General features: G+C 54.1%; 17 protein-coding genes. 8 read left to right on the forward strand and 9 right to left on the reverse strand.

The genetic code is table 11. The features are described 5' to 3' along the window. The first annotated feature begins 1 nt into the window (after position 1). The 7 genes from ihfA to selO all read left to right on the forward strand — a co-directional run bounded on the left by ihfA (position 2) and on the right by selO (position 5,883). Positions 2–301 (forward strand): integration host factor subunit alpha, encoded by a 300-nt coding sequence (ihfA, locus tag E4Z61_RS03860; RefSeq protein ID WP_003030571.1) that lies wholly within the window; start codon positions 2–4, stop codon positions 299–301. Positions 302–455: 154 nt separating this feature from the next. Next, entirely contained in the window at positions 456–1,436 is a 981-nt protein-coding gene (gene btuC, locus E4Z61_RS03865) for a vitamin B12 ABC transporter permease BtuC (protein ID WP_135321609.1), read from the forward strand. Positions 1,437–1,501: 65 nt separating this feature from the next. Continuing rightward, positions 1,502–2,053, forward strand: a complete 552-nt coding sequence (locus E4Z61_RS03870) for a glutathione peroxidase (protein ID WP_135321610.1) — start codon at positions 1,502–1,504, stop codon at positions 2,051–2,053. After that, entirely contained in the window at positions 2,053–2,802 is a 750-nt protein-coding gene (gene btuD / locus E4Z61_RS03875) for a vitamin B12 ABC transporter ATP-binding protein BtuD (RefSeq protein WP_135321611.1), read from the forward strand. The genes E4Z61_RS03870 and btuD overlap by 1 nt, the downstream gene beginning before the upstream one ends. A 77-nt stretch (positions 2,803–2,879) precedes the next feature. After that, positions 2,880–3,344, forward strand: coding sequence for an NlpC/P60 family protein (locus tag E4Z61_RS03880; protein ID WP_135321612.1), 465 nt, complete (start codon positions 2,880–2,882; stop codon positions 3,342–3,344). A 321-nt stretch (positions 3,345–3,665) separates the two neighbouring features. Continuing rightward, positions 3,666–4,379, forward strand: a complete 714-nt coding sequence (locus E4Z61_RS03885; RefSeq protein ID WP_135321613.1) for an EAL domain-containing protein — start codon at positions 3,666–3,668, stop codon at positions 4,377–4,379. A gap of 61 nt (positions 4,380–4,440) precedes the next feature. Continuing rightward, a complete protein-coding gene (gene selO / locus E4Z61_RS03890) occupies positions 4,441–5,883 on the forward strand; it encodes a protein adenylyltransferase SelO (RefSeq protein ID WP_135321614.1) in 1,443 nt (480 codons plus the stop codon). Here the strand turns inward: selO and E4Z61_RS03895 are convergent. From E4Z61_RS03895 to ppsR, 8 genes are all read right to left on the reverse strand, one after another. Continuing rightward, a complete protein-coding gene (locus E4Z61_RS03895; RefSeq protein WP_135321615.1) occupies positions 5,880–6,659 on the reverse strand; it encodes a heme ABC transporter ATP-binding protein in 780 nt (259 codons plus the stop codon). The two genes, selO and E4Z61_RS03895, sit on opposite strands and share 4 nt — an antisense overlap. Next, complete coding sequence (locus E4Z61_RS03900; protein WP_135321616.1) at positions 6,652–7,644, reverse strand: FecCD family ABC transporter permease; 993 nt, start codon at positions 7,642–7,644, stop codon at positions 6,652–6,654. The genes E4Z61_RS03895 and E4Z61_RS03900 overlap by 8 nt, the downstream gene beginning before the upstream one ends. Continuing rightward, positions 7,644–8,465, reverse strand: coding sequence for a heme/hemin ABC transporter substrate-binding protein (locus E4Z61_RS03905; RefSeq protein ID WP_135321617.1), 822 nt, complete (start codon positions 8,463–8,465; stop codon positions 7,644–7,646). Before E4Z61_RS03905 ends, E4Z61_RS03900 begins: the two co-directional genes overlap by 1 nt. Next, positions 8,462–9,490, reverse strand: coding sequence for a hematinate-forming heme oxygenase ChuS (chuS, locus tag E4Z61_RS03910; protein ID WP_135321618.1), 1,029 nt, complete (start codon positions 9,488–9,490; stop codon positions 8,462–8,464). The genes E4Z61_RS03905 and chuS overlap by 4 nt, the downstream gene beginning before the upstream one ends. Positions 9,491–9,537: 47 nt before the next feature. Continuing rightward, positions 9,538–11,520: a TonB-dependent hemoglobin/transferrin/lactoferrin family receptor gene (locus E4Z61_RS03915; RefSeq protein WP_135321619.1), complete on the reverse strand. Its 1,983-nt coding sequence runs from the start codon at positions 11,518–11,520 to the stop codon at positions 9,538–9,540. 75 nt (positions 11,521–11,595) lie between these two features. Further along, a complete protein-coding gene (gene hemP / locus E4Z61_RS03920) occupies positions 11,596–11,784 on the reverse strand; it encodes a hemin uptake protein HemP (protein ID WP_135321620.1) in 189 nt (62 codons plus the stop codon). A gap of 169 nt (positions 11,785–11,953) precedes the next feature. Further along, complete coding sequence (aroH, locus tag E4Z61_RS03925; RefSeq protein ID WP_135321621.1) at positions 11,954–13,000, reverse strand: 3-deoxy-7-phosphoheptulonate synthase AroH; 1,047 nt, start codon at positions 12,998–13,000, stop codon at positions 11,954–11,956. A gap of 127 nt (positions 13,001–13,127) precedes the next feature. Next, positions 13,128–13,961 carry a posphoenolpyruvate synthetase regulatory kinase/phosphorylase PpsR gene (gene ppsR, locus E4Z61_RS03930; RefSeq protein WP_135321622.1) on the reverse strand — a complete coding sequence of 278 codons (834 nt, stop codon included), beginning with the start codon at positions 13,959–13,961 and terminating at the stop codon, positions 13,128–13,130. Between the two features lie 328 nt (positions 13,962–14,289). Between ppsR and ppsA the strand changes: the two genes are divergently transcribed. Further along, the gene (gene ppsA / locus E4Z61_RS03935) at positions 14,290–16,668 is read left to right on the forward strand and encodes a phosphoenolpyruvate synthase (protein WP_135321623.1); all 2,379 of its coding nucleotides are present in this window, start codon (positions 14,290–14,292) and stop codon (positions 16,666–16,668) included. A gap of 37 nt (positions 16,669–16,705) precedes the next feature. Here the strand turns inward: ppsA and fadK are convergent, their stop codons facing one another. Beyond that, entirely contained in the window at positions 16,706–18,343 is a 1,638-nt protein-coding gene (fadK, locus tag E4Z61_RS03940) for a medium-chain fatty-acid--CoA ligase (RefSeq protein ID WP_135321624.1), read from the reverse strand. Positions 18,344–18,421 lie beyond the last annotated feature (78 nt).

The following is an 18,421-nucleotide window of genomic DNA, read 5'->3' on the forward strand; positions in this document are numbered from 1 at the left end:
TATGGCGCTTACAAAAGCTGAAATGTCAGAATATCTGTTTGATAAGCTTGGGCTTAGCAAGCGGGATGCCAAAGAACTGGTCGAGCTGTTTTTCGAAGAGATCCGTCGTGCTCTGGAAAATGGTGAGCAGGTAAAACTCTCTGGTTTTGGTAACTTCGATCTGCGTGATAAGAATCAACGTCCGGGCCGTAACCCGAAAACGGGCGAAGATATTCCCATTACAGCACGGCGCGTGGTGACCTTCAGACCCGGACAGAAGTTAAAAAGCCGGGTCGAAAACGCAACGCCCAAAGAAGAGTGATTTAAAGACATGTTAAATCTTTTGTGCCGCCAGCAAACAGGCGGCATAAAAGATGACGCGTATAACTAAAAAGGCCGCTCTGCGGCCTTTTTCCTTTTCACTACCGAATCAGCACCGTAGAATCGCTCCATCTCTTTTCAGCAGAATGGAAAACATGCTGACTTTCGCCCATCAACAACAGCGACGAAACGTGCGCTGGATACTGTCTCTGTCGGCGCTGATGCTGCTGGCAACGATTCTCAGCCTGTGCGCAGGAGAACAGTGGATTTCGCCCGGCGACTGGTTCAGCGCTCGTGGCGATCTGTTCGTCTGGCAAATTCGATTTCCCCGTACGCTTGCCGTACTGCTGGTCGGTGCCGCGCTGGCACTTTCCGGTGCCGTGATGCAGGCGCTGTTTGAAAACCCGCTGGCCGAGCCCGGCTTGCTGGGGGTGTCTAACGGCGCAGGGGTCGGACTCATCGCTGCGGTGCTGTTGGGGCAGGGCCAACTGCCCGGCTGGGCCCTAGGGCTGTGTGCGATTGCCGGGGCGCTCATAATTACACTTATCCTCCTGCGTTTTGCTCGTCGTCATCTGTCGACCAGCCGCCTGCTGCTGGCGGGCGTAGCGCTGGGTATTATCTGTAGCGCGCTGATGACATGGGCTATCTACTTCTCCACCTCTTTTGACTTGCGACAGCTCATGTACTGGATGATGGGCGGCTTTGGCGGCGTGGATTGGCAGCAGGCCTGGTTGATGGTCGCGCTGCTTCCCGTTTTGCTGTGGATTTGCTGTCAGTCGCAGCCAATGAATATGCTGGCGCTGGGGGAGACTTCTGCACGTCAGTTGGGACTGCCTCTATGGTTCTGGCGCAACCTGCTGGTGGTTGCCACTGGCTGGATGGTGGGCGTCAGCGTGGCGCTTGCCGGAGCTATTGGTTTTATCGGCCTGGTTATCCCGCATATTCTGCGACTGTGCGGATTAACCGATCATCGTGTATTGCTGCCTGGCTGTGCGCTGGCGGGAGCCATCGCGTTACTGTTAGCGGATGTCGTTGCGCGCCTGGTTCTGGCGTCGGCTGAGCTGCCTATCGGCGTGGTGACGGCAACCATGGGCGCACCGGTATTTATCTGGCTATTGTTAAAATCCGGGCGCTAGAAAGCGGCAGTTCGGACTATGATTAAACACGAAAATTGATCGCTGACTATCCACCTGGAGATGCTATGCAAGACACTATTCTCAATACAGAAGTGACAACTATCGACGGCGACGCCGTCTCGTTGCAGGCGTATGCCGGAAAAGTCCTGTTAATTATTAATGTTGCTTCGAAATGTGGATTAACGCCGCAATATGAGCAACTGGAGAATCTGCAGAAAGCATGGCACGAGCAGGGATTCACCGTGTTGGGGTTCCCCTGCAATCAATTTCTCGGCCAGGAACCGGGTAGCGAAGCCGAAATTAAAACATGGTGCAGTACCACCTGGGGCGTCACCTTCCCGATGTTCAGTAAGATTGACGTCAATGGTAAAGCGCGCCATCCGCTGTATCAGAAGCTGATTGACGCTGCACCGAACGCCATTGCACCGGCTGACAGCGGTTTTTTGGCACGTATGGCGAGCAAAGGTCGCGCGCCGCTCTACCCGGGCGATATTCTGTGGAATTTCGAGAAGTTTTTAGTGGGTCGGGATGGTCAGGTATTGCAACGATTTTCACCCGATATGACGCCTGAAGATCCCATCCTTGTTGAACATATCAACGCGGCGCTGGCAAAATAATGTCTCCTTTGATGCAGCTTCAGGATGTCGCGGAATCGACCCGGCTCGGCCCGCTTTCAGGCGAGATAAGGGCAGGGGAGATCCTGCACCTTGTGGGGCCTAACGGTGCCGGAAAGAGCACGTTGCTGGCGCGGATGGCGGGTTTAACGACCGGTGAGGGAACCGTCGTGTTGGGTGATATGCCGCTCGACGACTGGCCCGCCGCAAAATTGGCGCAACACCGCGCTTTTCTTGCGCAACAGCAAAACCCGCCGTTTGCAATGCCGGTCTGGCATTTTCTGACGCTGCATCAGCCTGATAAAGCGCGAACCGATCTGCTGCAAGAGGTGGCTGACGCGCTTGGATTGGGTGACAAACTCGGACGCGGGGTGAATCAGCTCTCCGGCGGCGAATGGCAGCGGGTACGTCTTGCTGCGGTGATACTGCAAATTTGCCCTCAGTCTAACCCGCACGGCCAGCTGTTGCTGTTAGACGAGCCGATGAACAGTCTGGATGTTGCACAACAAAATGCATTGGACAGGCTATTGAGCCAGCTGAGTCAGCAGGGGATAGCGATTGTCATGAGCAGCCATGACCTGAACCATACGCTGCGGCATGCACACGAGGCCTGGTTACTCAAGCGTGGAAAGCTGCTGGCCAGTGGTTCACGCGATGCGGTCCTGACGCCGGCTAATCTCTCTCAAGCCTATGGCGTAAACTTCCGGCGTCTGGATATCGAAGGCCACAGAATGCTCATATCAACCACTTAAGTTAAATGGGTTCTTGAAAACCACATAATTTCCACGCTAAATTGGCACAAAAATAAAAATCAGAGGATTCGTCCTGAATGCGCTTTTGGCTTCTTTTCATTACAGCATTGTTTTTGGCGGGGTGTAGCAGCCATCGTGCGCCTGCGCCCAATGCCCGGTTATCGGATTCTATCGCCGTGATCGCCGGTCTTAACGATCAGCTACAGAACTGGCGTGGTACACCCTATCGTTACGGTGGTATGAGCCGTAACGGCGTGGATTGTTCGGGATTTGTATTGATGACGATGCGCGATCAGTTTGATTTGCAACTGCCGCGCGATACGCGCACGCAATCAAAGATTGGTACTGAAATCGATAAAGACGAATTGCTGCCAGGCGATCTGGTTTTCTTTAAAACCGGATCAGGAGAAAGCGGCTTACACGTCGGTATTTACGATACCAATAATCAATTTATTCATGCGTCAACCAGTCGGGGAGTGATGCGTTCATCCCTTGATAATGTCTACTGGCGTAAAAATTTCTGGCAGGCGCGACGTATTTAATCTCATCAGATGATGGGGCTGGCTGTGAATGAAGCCCGTCTCATCATCGTCACTTGAACGTCAACTTTCATTTCTGCTGCTATGCTGACAATAACCTTGCGCATTAAAAGAGTATTTTGCTAAAAATATGATTTATGCCGAGTTATTAAAAAAGTACAAAGCTGGATATTAGCTTATAATCAGGATAAGCTAAAAAAAAGGATTCGATTTACTGGCTAAAAAGGGACAAATGAAAGGGCCTCTATTTGTATCTGATGTAACGTATTTTTCCATCCTTTGCTACAGGATGCCGGGTTACACCTATGCAGCGGGGCTGGCACAATGATAGTTTCACTGGATAATCTTTATCATTCTGAGTTCTCTTTTCTTCCTGCGAGAAGTGAAAAAGGTGACCTTGAGTTCGTAGAAATCCTCACCCACTTTGTCAGCTCAGATGGCGTTGTGCGCATGCCTACCGGGTTGGTCATGCCTCAGATGTCAGACGATGAGCAGTGTCGTTTATTTATCGAAAAACTTGAATTAATCGAAACATGCCAACATTTTTTTATTCAACGTAAGATTCCTGCCTGGATTAATTTAACCCCAGCAGTGGCTAATGCTTTATTATCAGAAGCGGAATATGCTTCACGCATTGAACGATTTCCATTTATTGAATTTACCATTAATGAAAGTTACCCCGAGTTAAACAAGGGTAAAGAAAATCCTACGCTGGCGGCATTAGCGGCGCGATTTCCATTAGTTCTGACTAACTTTGGCGCTGCGGGCATATCCACGCGCGCAATTTTTGATGGCCTTTTCAAACGTGTCGTAATGGATAAAAACTTTATTCAACAAAGGATTGCGCAAAACTCGTTTGAGCCTTTTATGCGCGCTATCCATGCGCAAATATCCCCAAGCTGTGAATCAATAATCATTAGCGGTATTGATACGCAGGAGATGCTCGAACGGGTATTGCCCCTGGGGTTCAGCGCCATGCAGGGGGCATTATGGCCAGCGGTTTCGCCTGCGCAGATAATCTCGTTGATACAGGGATAACCTTTGTATTTGCCGGTGTTTAACCAATCATTAACAGTCTACACTAGTGACAGGAGGCCCTATGACCCTGTCTTTTACTACCCGCTGGCGTGATGAGTTACCAGCAACCTATACAGCACTTTCGCCCACTCCCCTAAAAAATGCGCGCGTTATCTGGCATAACGAAGTTCTTGCTGAGCAATCAGGGATCCCTGCTGTGCTGTTTAACAGTGAACATGGCGCAGGCGTTTGGGGCGGTGAATCACTACTTCCCGGCATGTCACCGTTGGCCCAGGTTTATAGCGGGCATCAGTTTGGCGTCTGGGCTGGCCAGCTTGGTGACGGGCGCGGGATCTTGCTGGGCGAACAACTGCTCGCCGATGGCACGACGCTTGACTGGCATCTGAAAGGGGCCGGATTAACGCCATATTCCCGCATGGGTGATGGGCGTGCGGTACTGCGCTCGACGATTCGCGAAAGCCTGGCCAGCGAAGCCATGCATTACCTGGGGATCCCCACCACCCGGGCGCTGTCGGTTGTCACCAGCGATACGCAGGTCTACCGTGAAACGGCTGAAGCAGGGGCGATGCTTATCCGCGTGGCGCAAAGTCACATGCGCTTTGGTCACTTTGAACACTTCTACTATCGGCGTGAACCGGAAAAAGTACGCCAGCTGGCCGATTTTGCGATCCGCTATTATTGGCCGCACTGGCAGGATGAAGCGGATAAATATCAATTGTGGTTTCAGGACGTGGTCACGCGTACCGCGACGTTAATCGCCGACTGGCAGGCGGTAGGATTTGCGCACGGGGTGATGAATACTGACAACATGTCGATTCTGGGACTGACGATGGATTACGGTCCATTCGGTTTTCTGGATGATTATGTACCTGATTTTATCTGTAACCATTCGGATCACCAGGGACGGTACAGTTTCGATAATCAACCGGCTGCAGCGCTGTGGAATTTGCAGCGACTGGCGCAAACCCTGTCGCCTTTTATTGCCGTCGACGCGCTCAATGACGCACTGGATAGCTACCAGTTGGCGCTGTTGACCCGTTATGGACAACGGATGCGACAAAAGCTGGGGTTCTTTAGCGAGCAAAAAAACGATAACGAATTGCTCAGCGAACTGTTTAGCCTGATGGCGCGGGAAAGGAGCGACTTTACGCGAACATTTCGTATGTTGAGCGTGACGGAGCAGCACAGCAGGTCTTCACCGTTGCGCGATGAGTTTATCGACCGTGCGGCATTTGATGGCTGGTTTGCGCGCTATCGCTCACGTTTGCAGCAGGACAACGTGGCTGATGAAATAAGACAGGCGCAAATGAAAGCAGCGAACCCGGCAATGGTATTACGCAACTGGCTGGCGCAGCGGGCAATAAGCCAGGCAGAGCAGGGGGATTATGCCGAACTGCATCGATTACACATCGCGTTGCGTACACCGTATGCCGAGAGAGATGACGACTATGTCAGCCGTCCCCCCGACTGGGGTAAACGACTGGAAGTCAGTTGTTCAAGCTAGGGAGCGAGAAAAACCTGTGGCGACGCGTTGACCGGGTGCTGGCCAACGTGAAGCTGGGCACCGTACCAGCGCATCAGGTCATCGGCCTGTAACACGGCTTTCGGCGTCCCCTGGGACACAATACGTCCATCATGGAGCAGGACAATCCTGTCAGCCCACAGCGCTGCAAGATTGAGATCGTGAAGGACGATGCACACATGTAATTCCCCTCCAGCGGTTAGCGACGTTAACAATCGCAACAGATGCTGCTGGTGATAGAGATCTAACGCTGAAGTGGGTTCATCGAGGAATAGCCATCCGCGTGGTGCGCCGTTGCTCCACAATTGTGCCAGCGCACGGGCAAGCTGTACTCGCTGCTGCTCGCCGCCGGAAAGCGCGGCGTAGTGCCTGCCAGCCAGCGGAGTGCATCCGGTTAGCGCCATCACCTGAGCGATAAGCGCCGGTTCGGGCCGTTGGGTCCAGGGCGTGCGCCCCATGGCGATCACGGCCTCGACCTGCCAGTCAAAGCCCACCTGCGTTTGCTGACGCATGACCGCACGATGACGCGACAGCGCTTGTGTACTCCAGTTACCAAGTGATCTCCCGTCCAGTAAACAATGCCCGGCATCGGGTTTAAGAAAACCGGTCAGCAGTCGTAGCAAGGTCGATTTTCCTGCGCCGTTGGGTCCGATCAGAGCCACCAGTTCACCTTTTGTAAGCGACAGCGACACGTCGCGAATTACCGACCGGTCCGCCACGCGATAGTGCAGTGCTTCGGCAAGAAAATGTTCAGCCATTCGAACCTCGCTGACGAAAAATAAGCCACAAAAACCACGGTGCTCCCAGAATACTGGTTAACAAACCAACAGGCATCTCAGCGGGGGCAACGGCAGTTCGCGCGAGGGTATCGGCGATCAGCAGTAAAAACGCCCCCGCCAGGACAGATCCTGGGATCGCCGCCCGATGATCGGAGCCAAGCCACATGCGCATCAAATGCGGGATAACCAGGCCGATAAATCCAATCACGCCGCTAACCGCGACGGCGGCGGCAACTAACAGTGCGCTGCAAAGCAGTAAAATACGCTGCACCCATCGCACGTCAACGCCAAGATAGTGCGCTTCTTCCTCACCGAGCTGCAGCAGATTCAGCGCCGAGGCTAAACGCCAGACGATGAATACCGTGGGTAGCATCAGCGAAGTGACCGCCAGCAGAGTAGACCACTGCGCGGAGCCCAGGCTACCCATTCCCCATAGCGACAATTGGCGCAGTTGTGCATCATTGCTGATCCATGACAATACGCCGACCGCAGCCCCACAAAGTGCATTGATAGCAATGCCCACCAGCAACAGGCGCGAGAGTGAACCGTCGCGTTGTTGACTGAGGATAAAAATCACCACGGTAGCGGCGAGAGCGCCGAGAAACGCTGCCAGCATGGGGGCATACAACATCAGCAGTGCGGGTAAGGTGACAGGCAATACCACCCACAACGCGACGGCGCAGGCGGCACCGCTGCTGATCCCCAGCAGTCCCGGGTCGGCAAGCGGATTGCGGAACAACCCCTGCATCACACAACCCGCCAGCGCCAGAGAACCGCCAATCGCCAGTGCCAGCAGAACGCGTGGAAGACGAATGATGAACCAGATTTGACGCAGCGCGTCATCGCCATCGCGCCAGAACAGGCTTACCGGCAAACGCAATGCGCCAAAACCGGTGGCCACAACCGTCATCACGACCAGCGTAGCGGCCAGCATCCACAAAGAGCAGGTGATATTCCGGGACATCAGGGCAATTGCTCTGCTTTGGCACGCAGTTGCTGGATGGCCTGCGGCGTACGAACGCTAAAGCCGAGCAATGCCATGTCGTCAATTTGCAGCACCTGCTTATTGCGACCGGCAGGTGTTTGCGCAAGCCCAGGCAGCGCCCACAGATTCTCTTCACCGCCCATCGCCTTGACACCGTCTTGAGAAATCACAACCAGATCGGGTTGGCTGGCAATCACCCCTTCTTGAGATAAGGGCTGGTAGCGGTTAAAGCCCTGCATGGCGTTGCGCAAGCCGGCGGCACGAATGGCGGCATCGGCCCCGGTTTGCTGTCCGGCAGCCATGGCGGTCATTCCGCCATGATTGAGAATAAACAGCACGCGTTTGTTGAGTTTGGATGAGGGCAATGCGGTCAGCGCCTGGCGTAAGCTTTGGCGCAGCGCCTCGCCTTGTGCCTCACGGTGGGTCGCCTGCGCAATCACCCGGACTTTCTCATCAATCACGCTTAGCGCGTTACCTGCCGGTACCGTAACGACGCTGACCTTACTTTGCTCGACCTGTTTGAGCACCAATGAAGGCTGCGCCTGTGCGCTGGCCAGAACCAGCGTCGGGCGGGTGGCAAGGATCCCTTCTGCGTTGAGTTGGCGCAAATAGCCCACGTCCGGCAATGCGGTTGCCGCCTCCGGCCACTGGCTGGTGCTGTCGCGCGCCACAAGGGATGACTGCGCCCCCAGCGCATAGACAATCTCTGTCACATCACCGCCGAGGGCAATCACTCTTTCCTCGGGCGCTGCCTGCGCCATCAATGGCAGAAGCGCAATCAGTACCAGCAGTTTTTTCATGCGGCCAGCCCTTTCTGTGTTAACGCATCGATCTGCGCACGCCATTGCTTCTGTTCCTGCTCACCTTCCGTTCGTTGTCCATACAACTGGGCGATTTGCGTACCGTCTGCCGCAAACAGTTCCAGACTGGTCACATGCCCCTCGGCAGTTGGCTTACGTGTGACCCACGTTTCGGCGATGCTCTCTTCCAGCAGATGCAGCGTAAAGGTCGGATTGAAAATATTCAGCCAGCCTTTCATTGGCACCAGTTTTTCTACCACGCCGGTAAAAATCTGCACGCAGCCGCGGTTGCCGACAAATACCATAATTTCGTTGCCATCCTGACGCGCGGTTTCCAGCAGTTGTGCCACCGCGCCGTTAGCAACCTTACAGGCCAGATCGTCGCCTGCAAGGCTAAAAGCCTGCTGACGGGTAAGGTTGTGGCGTTTCAGCAGGCCGAAGAACTGATGTACATCGGTCATGGCGCGCCACTCTTTATCCACCGTCGCGGCGTCCACGTTAACGGTAGGAACGGCGATTTCGACGGTTTGCAGTGACAGTGGCGGGTTTTCTGCGAAGATGAAACGGGTCAGCAGTGTGCCCCATGCAGCAATATCGGTATTCTGCGTGGTGTACACCTTCAGTAATGCGTCGCCTTGATTATCAAAAAACTGGATGCTCTGGCGCTCGCCGTGAGCGGTAGTTTCACTGATATGAAATACGCTGGCCCATTGATTCAGGAACAAGCGCAGATCGAGGGCGCGCGGATTCAGCACCAGTCCGGCATGACCGTTCAGGTGTTGATTGGTAAACGCGCCGATTTGTTCATGCACCGCGTATTCGTTGCGACAGATACACTTGGTTTCGCCTACAGTCTCCAGTGCGCCGAGGATCTCACGCACCTCGCCGCGCAGGCGCCAGGCATCATGCCCAACGCGCGCAAAGGTGAGTTCAGCTTCGCTGATATTCAGCAAACCTGCGATGTCACGGGCGTATTTTCCAGGATGTTCTTTTTTCAGTTCCAGCCAGCGTGTGTAGTGATTCATTGCCTCTTCCTTCCTGATTACTGCCCCGGCATACCGGGGCAAAGTGATTACCACTGATAACTCACGAAAATTTTGCCGTTGCGCCCATCCTGCGGAATGCCTTGCGGCGACCAATACTCTTTGTCGAAGGCGTTGCCAAGCACCAGTGTGGTGGTCATGCCTTTCAGCGTCTGCTGGCCCTGGTAACTGACATAGAAGTCATTTACCGCATAACCGGGCTGTTTAGTGTAGCTGCTGCTGATATGGGTTGAACGATCGGCAAAGGTGCCGAGCCAGCCGACTGAGAAACCGCTGTGTGCGACCGGCACGTTCAGCTTGCTGGTGACGGTATCCGGGTTAATGCTGGAAATGTATTCACCAGTGTCGCTATCTTTGCCGCGCGTGCGGTTATAGGCCAGATCCAGGCTGAACAGATCGGTGGAGTAGGTTGTCATCACGTCCCAGCCCCAGATTTTGGCGTTAGGAACGTTATAGGACATGGTCGTTGCGGCGGCGAAATCGACGCTGGTGGAGATATAGTCTTTTGCTTTAGTGTCGAAATAGCTGGCTTTAAATTCAAGGGTATCGTTCGCCAGCAGCAGATCGTCAAAGCGTAGACCGAAGCCATACTCCTGAGTTTCGTTGGTTTCCGGACGCAGGTTTGGATTCGGCACCCAGTAGTTGGTGTAGAAGCGGCCGATGGAGAAGTGTTTTGCATCGTTGTACATTTCGCCCATGGTCGGTGCACGGAAAGCCTGAGCGTAAGATCCAAACAGCATCAGCCAGTTGGTTGGGGTTACGGTCATTCCTGCGCGGGAAGACCATTTATCCGCATCAACATCCTCGTAACCGTCGCTGCTACCGCGATAGGAGTCATAACGCGTGCCGCCCAGCAATGTCACCGGCAGGTCGCGCAGGGTGATTTCATCCTGTAGCCAGCCGGAGCTGAAATCAATTTTCGCCTGCGGGAAACCGGTGGTGGCACCAGCCGGTCGCTGTTCCTGACGATAATATTCGCCGCCATACGTCAGCAGATGCGCCGCAAAGGCGTCGCTAAACAGACGCGTGCGGTTGTCAATTTTCCCACCTTTGGTGGTTTGCTTACGAAACTCGCCGGTGGCATCCGGGTTTTGCGCATTAATGCGCGCCTCAGACCAGTAAATGCGAGCATCGGCATTCAGCCAGTCGTTATCTGCTGGGGCTACCGAGTAGGTCAGTTGGGCATCACGCTGGATCGTCGAGCGGTCAGTCATCGGGTTACTGCTATTTGCGTCGCTGGCCTGCGGGTTTTTTGGTTCCTGCGCATCGTTGTTGTAATAGCGCAGCGAACCGGCCAGCGTCTGGGCGTTGTCAATTTTCCAACTGCCTTTCGCCAGCATATTGTTGATTGCTTCGTCGTTCGGCGCGGTGGTGCCGTTGCTCTGACGTATGTCACCACGGTCACGACTGGACCAGGACAGCAGCCCGTCCAGCGTATCCGTGCGGCCATACGTGCTGGCACCCATACCGAGACTATGGTCACCCGTTGCGGCGGTGCCGAACACGCGATAACCGCTGTTTTTCCCCGATTCTAGTAGGTCTTTGGCATCCGCCGTCTCATAGGCAATGACGCCGCCCAGTGCGCCGCTGCCGTACAGCAGTGCCGACGGGCCACGCACCACTTCGATACGCTTGATGAGGGCGGGATCGAGGAACGTGCTGTTGAGGTGTCCGGTATCAGTGCCCTGACGAACTCCGTCAACCAGCACCAGCACGCCGCGTCGGTCGTAGCCGCGCAGATTGACGTCCTGACCGTTGGTACGACCGGTGCCGTCAAGGGTCAGACCTGGCACTTTGCGCAGCAGGTCAGCGGCCGAGCTGGCGGTTTGATTTTCCGGGGCCGTCGCGTCGATAACGCTGACCATCATCGGCGCTTCAAAGGCACTGCGGGCATTGCCGGTGGCGATAACGGTCATATCTTCAACCGCCGCATACGCGGCAGCTGGAAGACTGCCGACGATCGCCAGCGCCAGCAGCGATGGGCGCAAACTTGCGGTGTGCAGGTAAGGCATAGCAACTCTCCATAAGAAACTCGAAAAGCGCTGGCTGCCTGGGGATTACCTGGGTGGCTGGCGAAATGTGTTGGTTTATTTTGTTAAGATCAGTTTTCCGGCATGCGTCTGACGCAGCAAATAATGCTGCCCGTCATGCTCAATGATCACGCGTCCTTCGTCGCCCAATAAGCTTTTACTGTCAATTCGACGCTCAGCGGGGGTGGCAGAGGGTGGTGTATTCTTTTTTGCAGGCGTTGCCGTTGTGTTATCCATACGTGACATAGTGTTTAAAAATAACAATCAATGTAACAATGATAATCATTATCATCAAAGTAAAAATTGGCGGCAAGCCTTTTTGTGAAAAAATTGTGACGAGAGCAGTTTTTGCGCAGAAAACGAGGGAAAAACAAGAGATTGTCACCGGGCAACATCATGCTACCCGGCGAAAAGGTTAGAAGCGACTATCTACCGCAGCGGCCAGTTTTTCGACCAGCAGTTCAGTATCTTCCCAGTTCAGACACGGGTCAGTAATGGACTGACCGTAAACCAGCGGCTGACCGCCGACGATTTTTTGCGTACCTTCGCGCAGGAAACTCTCTGCCATAATTCCGGCGATGGCCGTCGAACCATTGCGAATTTGCTGACAGACGTCATCGCACACTTCCAACTGGCGACGATGCTGTTTCTGGCAATTGCCATGACTGAAATCGACCACCAGATGCTCGGGCAGCGAAAATTCGTGCAGCGTATCGCAGGCGGCGGCAATATCTTCCGCAAAGTAATTTGGTTTTTTACCGCCGCGCATGATGATGTGCCCGTACGGGTTGCCGCTGGTCTGATAGATGGTCATCTGACCGGTTTTATCCGGTGAGAGGAACATATGGCTGGCGCGGGAGGCGCGAATCGCATCGACGGCGATACGTGTATTACCATCGGTACCATTTTTAAATCCGACCGGGCAGGAGAGCGCGGAGGCCATTTCACGGTGGATCTGGCTTTCGGTGGTACGTGCGCCGATAGCGCCCCAACTGATCAGATCGGCAATAAACTGGCCGGTGACCATATCGAGAAATTCGGTAGCCGTGGGGACGCCCAGCTCGTTGACCTGTAGCAAAAGCTTACGCGCCAGCTCAATGCCGTGGTTAACGCGGTAGCTGCCGTTCAAATCTGGGTCGGAAATTAAACCTTTCCAGCCGACGACGGTGCGCGGTTTTTCAAAATAGGTACGCATCACGATTTCCAGGCGTGCCTGGTACCTGGTGCGCAGCGTCTGCAAGCGCGTGGCGTACTCCATGGCTGCATCAAGGTCGTGAATCGAGCAGGGGCCAACGATCACCAGTAAACGAGGATCTTCACCATTCAGTATTTTTTCTATCCGGCGTCGGGAATCCGTCACGTGATGGGCGACGGAGGACGAAACAGGATGCCGTTGCGCCAGCTCAGCGGGAGTGACCAGATTGTCAATACGCGCAGTACGGAGTTCATCAGTTCTGTTCATTACGTGTCTCAAAAATTTGTTGCTTCAACGGCAGGACTGCCGGGAAGTGATGTACATCACAATAACACAATCCATCCTGCCTACTGGCGAGCATGATAACAAAAAATTGAACTCATGCACTAGCATTCTAGTACATTCGGCGATTCAGCCCCATAATGTCGAGGATCTTGGTGGCAATCTCTTCTACCGAATAGTTGGTACTGTTAAGCCATGGGATCTTGTTTTTGCGATATAACGCTTCCACTTCGGCGACTTCCATCCGGCACTGGCGCAGCGAGGCGTAACGGCTGTTTTCTCTGCGCTCTTCGCGGATCGCCGTCAGGCGTTCCGGATCAATGGTCAGACCAAACAGTTTATGCTGTAGCGGTTTTAGCGACGCAGGCAGCACCAGGTTATCCATATCATCGGCAATAAAGGGGTAGTTCGCTGCCCGAATGCCAAACTGCATCGCCAGATACAGACTGGTCGGCGTTTTACCGCAGCGGGAGACGCCGAGCAGAATAACCTGTGCCTGATCGAGGTTGCGCAACGAAATACCGTCATCGTGAGCGAGGGTGTAATCAATGGCGGCAATACGCGCATCGTACTTATTGAGGTTGCCGGGATTCAGTCCGTGCGTACGATGGGCTATCGGCGTGGGGTCGAGTTTCATCTCATGTTGCAGCGGGGCGACCAGCGCCTGGACGATATCCTGGCAGAACCCTTCGCTTTGCAAAATGATGGAGCGAATCTCAGGCAACACGATGGAATAGAACACCAGCGGGCGTACGCCAGTTTGCTGGTAAATGGCGTCAATCTGGTCTTTCACCGCACGGGCGCGGCTCTCATTTTCAACAAACGGCAGCGTAATGCTGCTGATCGTGACCGGAAATTGCGACATCACCGCGTGGCCCAATACCTCTGCGGTGATGGCCGTACCATCAGAAATATAAAATACGTGACGATCAACAGCATTATCCATTTTGCTCATCCTGGGGCAGACATAATTCTCTGAAAGCATAAATTAAAATTCGGCAGAAGCGAATATTTCGGCAGCTATTTTATAAAATGAAACGCTATTTTTATATTTACTGAAAAGTACATTTCATTTTTCGGAACGAATGTTTATACCGACTGTTTTTGTGGTGATCCCGTGTCGTTCGCGGGTTTGCGCAAATGCGGAAACAATCTTAAAAAATAAAAAATAAAGTTGCTTGAACGATTCACCGTTTTTTTCGCCGCAGTAAATATGCCAAGATAATTACGCAAAATTGAGTTTCCTAACCTCGTTCATATATAAGGATTGTTCGATGTCCAACAATGGCTCGTCACCGCTGGTGCTTTGGTATAACCAACTCGGCATGAATGATGTAGACAGAGTTGGAGGCAAAAATGCCTCCCTGGGTGAAATGATCACTAACCTTTCAGGTATGGGTGTTTCCGTACCGAATGGTTTTGCAACGACCGCCGATGCGTTCAACCAGTTTCTGGACCAAAGCGGTGTAAACCAGCGCATTTATGAACTGCTGGATAAAACGGATATCGACGATGTCACCGAGCTTGCCAAAGCCGGGGCGCAGATCCGCCAGTGGATTATCGACACTCCTTTCCAGCCTGAGCTGGAAAATGCCGTCCGTGATGCCTACGCGCAGCTTTCCGCGGACGACGCCAATGCTTCTTTTGCCGTACGCTCCTCCGCTACTGCAGAAGATATGCCAGATGCCTCATTTGCGGGCCAGCAGGAAACTTTCCTCAACGTCCAGGGCTTTGATGCTGTGCTGGTGGCAATCAAGCACGTCTTTGCTTCGCTGTTTAACGACCGCGCAATCTCTTACCGTGTGCACCAGGGTTATGACCACCGTGGCGTGGCACTCTCTGCTGGCGTTCAGCGGATGGTACGCTCTGACCTGGCCTCTTCGGGCGTCATGTTCTCTATCGACACCGAGTCCGGCTTCGATCAGGTGGTGTTTATCACCTCCGCATGGGGGCTGGGCGAAATGGTGGTGCAGGGTGCGGTTAACCCGGATGAATTCTATGTGCACAAACCGACCCTGGCGGCTAACCGCCCGGCTATCGTGCGTCGCACCATGGGTTCGAAAAAAATTCGCATGATCTACGCGCCGACCCAGGAACACGGCAAACAGGTGACCATCGAAGATGTGCCGCAGGAACAGCGCGATGTTTTCTCACTGACGAACGAGGAAGTGCAGGAACTGGCGAAGCAAGCGGTGCAAATCGAGAAGCACTACGGTCGTCCGATGGATATCGAATGGGCGAAAGACGGTCACACCGGCAAGCTGTTCATTGTGCAGGCGCGTCCGGAAACCGTCCGCTCTCGCGGTCAGGTAATGGAGCGTTATACGCTGCATGCGCAGGGTAAAATCATTGCTGAAGGCCGTGCTATCGGCCACCGCATCGGCGCGGGCCCGGTGAAGGTCATTCATGACATCAGCGAAATGAACCGCATTGAACCTGGTGACGTACTGGTAACCGACATGACCGACCCGGACTGGGAACCGATCATGAAAAAAGCGTCGGCTATTGTCACCAACCGTGGCGGTCGTACCTGTCACGCTGCGATTATTGCTCGTGAATTGGGGATCCCGGCGGTGGTTGGTTGTGGCGATGCTACCGATCGCATCAAGGAAGGTGAGAAGGTCACCGTCTCCTGTGCCGAAGGTGACACCGGTTACGTGTATGCTGACATGCTCGACTTTAGCGTCAAAAGCTCCAGCGTCGAAACTATGCCGGATCTGCCGTTGAAGGTGATGATGAACGTCGGTAACCCGGACCGCGCTTTCGACTTCGCCTGCCTGCCAAACGAAGGTGTCGGGCTGGCGCGTCTTGAATTTATCATCAACCGTATGATTGGTGTGCACCCTCGCGCATTGCTGGAATTCGATGACCAGACGCCAGAGCTGCAAAACGAAATCCGCGCGATGATGAAAGGTTTCGATTCCCCGCGTGAATTCTACGTTGGCCGTCTGACCGAAGGGATCGCGACGCTGGGCGCGGCGTTTTATCCAAAACGCGTCATTGTCCGTATGTCGGACTTTAAGTCCAACGAATATGCCAACCTGGTCGGCGGCGAGCGTTATGAACCGCATGAAGAGAACCCGATGTTGGGCTTCCGTGGCGCGGGTCGTTATGTTTCAGATAGCTTCCGCGACTGTTTTGCCCTCGAATGTGACGCGGTGAAACGCGTGCGCAACGAAATGGGACTGACCAACGTTGAAGTGATGGTACCGTTCGTACGAACTGTGGCCCAGGCAAAAGCGGTGGTGGATGAGCTGGCGCGTCAGGGGCTGAAACGTGGCGAGAACGGGCTGAAGATCATCATGATGTGTGAGATCCCATCCAACGCCCTGCTGGCTGAGCAATTCCTTGAGCACTTCGACGGCTTCTCCATCGGTTCTAACGACATGACGCAGCTGGCGCTGGGTCTGGACCGTGATTCCGGTGTGGTTTCTGAACTGTTTGATGAGCGTAACGATGCGGTGAAAGCATTGCTGTCGATGGCGATTCGCGCGGCCAAGAAACAGGGTAAATACGTGGGTATTTGCGGTCAGGGTCCATCTGACCACGAAGACTTCGCGGCCTGGCTGATGGAAGAGGGGATCGACAGCCTGTCACTGAACCCTGACACCGTCGTACAGACCTGGCTGAGCCTGGCTGAACTGAACAAGTAACATCATGCCGGATGGCGTTACACCGCCATCCGGCACTTTACTCTGTAATACTCTCCACGTTCAAACGCTGAATAATGTCCTGGCGAAGCTGATACTTCTGGATTTTGCCGGAGGCTGTGCGCGGTAACGTCTCGACAATCACAAGATGTTCCGGATATTTGTACTTTGCTACCCGCTTGCGGCTAAAGAAGGCCACCACCGACTCCAGCGACAGCGAGTGATGCGGCGGTTTAAGCACCACGTATGCGCACGACCTTTCCCCTAAACGCTCGTCCGGCATCGCCACCACGCAGGCATCGTGAATACGTGGATGCTGCAATAAAATGTCTTCGACCTCGCGGCTGCTGATATTTTCTCCACCACGCACAATAATATCTTTCTTACGTCCTGTGATTTTAATGTAGCCCTCGTCGTCCATGCGGCATAAATCGCCGCTGTAGTACCAGCCGTCTTTATCCAGCGCGCGGGCGGTCATTTCTGGCTCATCAAGGTAGCCCATAAAGACGTTAGGTCCGCGTGAGGCTTCTTCGCCCTCAACGCCCGGCGGCAGCGTATTATGTGCTTCATCGACCACTTTAATTTCGACGCCCGCAGCGGCGTAGCCATCGGTATTCATCATGCGTGAAAGTGAATCATCAAGATTCACCACAGCATGCGGTGAGCTTTCAGTCGAACCGTAAACGCTTAACAGCTTAATGCCGCGCTGCTGGCAGTTTCGGGCAATTTTCTGCGGAATGGTGGTACCGCCACATAAAAAGAAACGTAGCGAGGTGAGGTCGTAAGGCTGCTTTTCCATGCAGCACAACATGTCATAGACGAAGGGTGTTGCGCCGAGAACACAGGTACAGCGCTGTTGCTCCAGCAGATCAAGACAGGCTGTCGGGGTAAATATATCCAGCAGCACGCTGCGCGCGCCAATTAAAAACGGGGCCGTGACGCCATGCAGAAAACCGGTGGCGTGCCCCAGCGGCGCAGGCATTAAAAAAACATCCTGCCAGTTGAGGTTAAGGCGGGCGCAGTAGGCGCGTTCGCTGGCAAGAATGTTGTTGTGGGTCAACATCACTCCCTTCGGCATTCCCTCGGTGCCGGAGGTGAACAGCACGGCGGCTAACGTGTCGGCGTGTACGCTAACAGCCTGGGTTAACGGCGGGGAGGTCAGTAGCTGGCTTAGCGCCAGTGAGGCCGTTGCCGGAGCCAGTTTATCCACCGCGACAATCTGTAACAGATGTGGCAACTGATTCTGTAAAGGCAGGATTAGATCCACCGGTCGGGTCTGTTTAAACAGGGTCGGCGCAAAAAAGAGCTTCGCTTTGCATTTGTTCAGTACCCACACCAGTTCCGCTTCGCGCCAGGCCGGAAGTAGCGGTACGGAGACGGCTCCGGTTTTCAGGCAGGCCAGATAAATCACCGTAAATTCACACCAGCCAGGAAGCTGGAAAGCAACTCGATCGCCGGGTTGAATCCCACTGGCTAAAAACCAGCTGGCCAGACTACTGGCGGCACGGTCGAGTGCGGCGTAGGTGTAGGAATCGCCGTGATTATCAACCACAGCGATTTTATCCGGTACGGCCCGGGCGGTGTGGCTCCAGTAATCGCCCAGTGAGGCATCTCCCCACAGGCCTTGCTGTCGCCAGGCGTTACGACGCTCGGCGTTAAACGTTAATGTGACACTCATTGGTTTGTCCCTGGATTACTGCGGCATACATCTTGCCGGATGGCGGCTGCGTCTTATCCGGCCTGCAACATGCAACAT

Source organism: Citrobacter tructae (genome assembly GCF_004684345.1).
GTDB lineage: Bacteria > Pseudomonadota > Gammaproteobacteria > Enterobacterales > Enterobacteriaceae > Citrobacter > Citrobacter tructae.

Bases quoted from the DNA above. Each gene is read 5' to 3' on its own strand.
- chuS (WP_135321618.1), bottom strand. From the start codon at position 9,490: ATGAATCACTACACACGCTGGCTGGAACTGAAAAAAGAACATCCTGGA.
- btuD (WP_135321611.1), top strand. From the start codon at position 2,053: ATGTCTCCTTTGATGCAGCTTCAGGATGTCGCGGAATCGACCCGGCTC.
- E4Z61_RS03915 (WP_135321619.1), bottom strand. From the start codon at position 11,520: ATGCCTTACCTGCACACCGCAAGTTTGCGCCCATCGCTGCTGGCGCTG.
- ppsR (WP_135321622.1), bottom strand. From the start codon at position 13,961: ATGGATAATGCTGTTGATCGTCACGTATTTTATATTTCTGATGGTACG.
- E4Z61_RS03880 (WP_135321612.1), top strand. From the start codon at position 2,880: ATGCGCTTTTGGCTTCTTTTCATTACAGCATTGTTTTTGGCGGGGTGT.
- fadK (WP_135321624.1), bottom strand. From the start codon at position 18,343: ATGAGTGTCACATTAACGTTTAACGCCGAGCGTCGTAACGCCTGGCGA.
- E4Z61_RS03895 (WP_135321615.1), bottom strand. From the start codon at position 6,659: ATGGCTGAACATTTTCTTGCCGAAGCACTGCACTATCGCGTGGCGGAC.
- E4Z61_RS03900 (WP_135321616.1), bottom strand. From the start codon at position 7,644: ATGTCCCGGAATATCACCTGCTCTTTGTGGATGCTGGCCGCTACGCTG.
- selO (WP_135321614.1), top strand. From the start codon at position 4,441: ATGACCCTGTCTTTTACTACCCGCTGGCGTGATGAGTTACCAGCAACC.
- hemP (WP_135321620.1), bottom strand. From the start codon at position 11,784: ATGTCACGTATGGATAACACAACGGCAACGCCTGCAAAAAAGAATACA.
- E4Z61_RS03870 (WP_135321610.1), top strand. From the start codon at position 1,502: ATGCAAGACACTATTCTCAATACAGAAGTGACAACTATCGACGGCGAC.
- aroH (WP_135321621.1), bottom strand. From the start codon at position 13,000: ATGAACAGAACTGATGAACTCCGTACTGCGCGTATTGACAATCTGGTC.
- ppsA (WP_135321623.1), top strand. From the start codon at position 14,290: ATGTCCAACAATGGCTCGTCACCGCTGGTGCTTTGGTATAACCAACTC.
- btuC (WP_135321609.1), top strand. From the start codon at position 456: ATGCTGACTTTCGCCCATCAACAACAGCGACGAAACGTGCGCTGGATA.
- E4Z61_RS03905 (WP_135321617.1), bottom strand. From the start codon at position 8,465: ATGAAAAAACTGCTGGTACTGATTGCGCTTCTGCCATTGATGGCGCAG.
- ihfA (WP_003030571.1), top strand. From the start codon at position 2: ATGGCGCTTACAAAAGCTGAAATGTCAGAATATCTGTTTGATAAGCTT.
- E4Z61_RS03885 (WP_135321613.1), top strand. From the start codon at position 3,666: ATGATAGTTTCACTGGATAATCTTTATCATTCTGAGTTCTCTTTTCTT.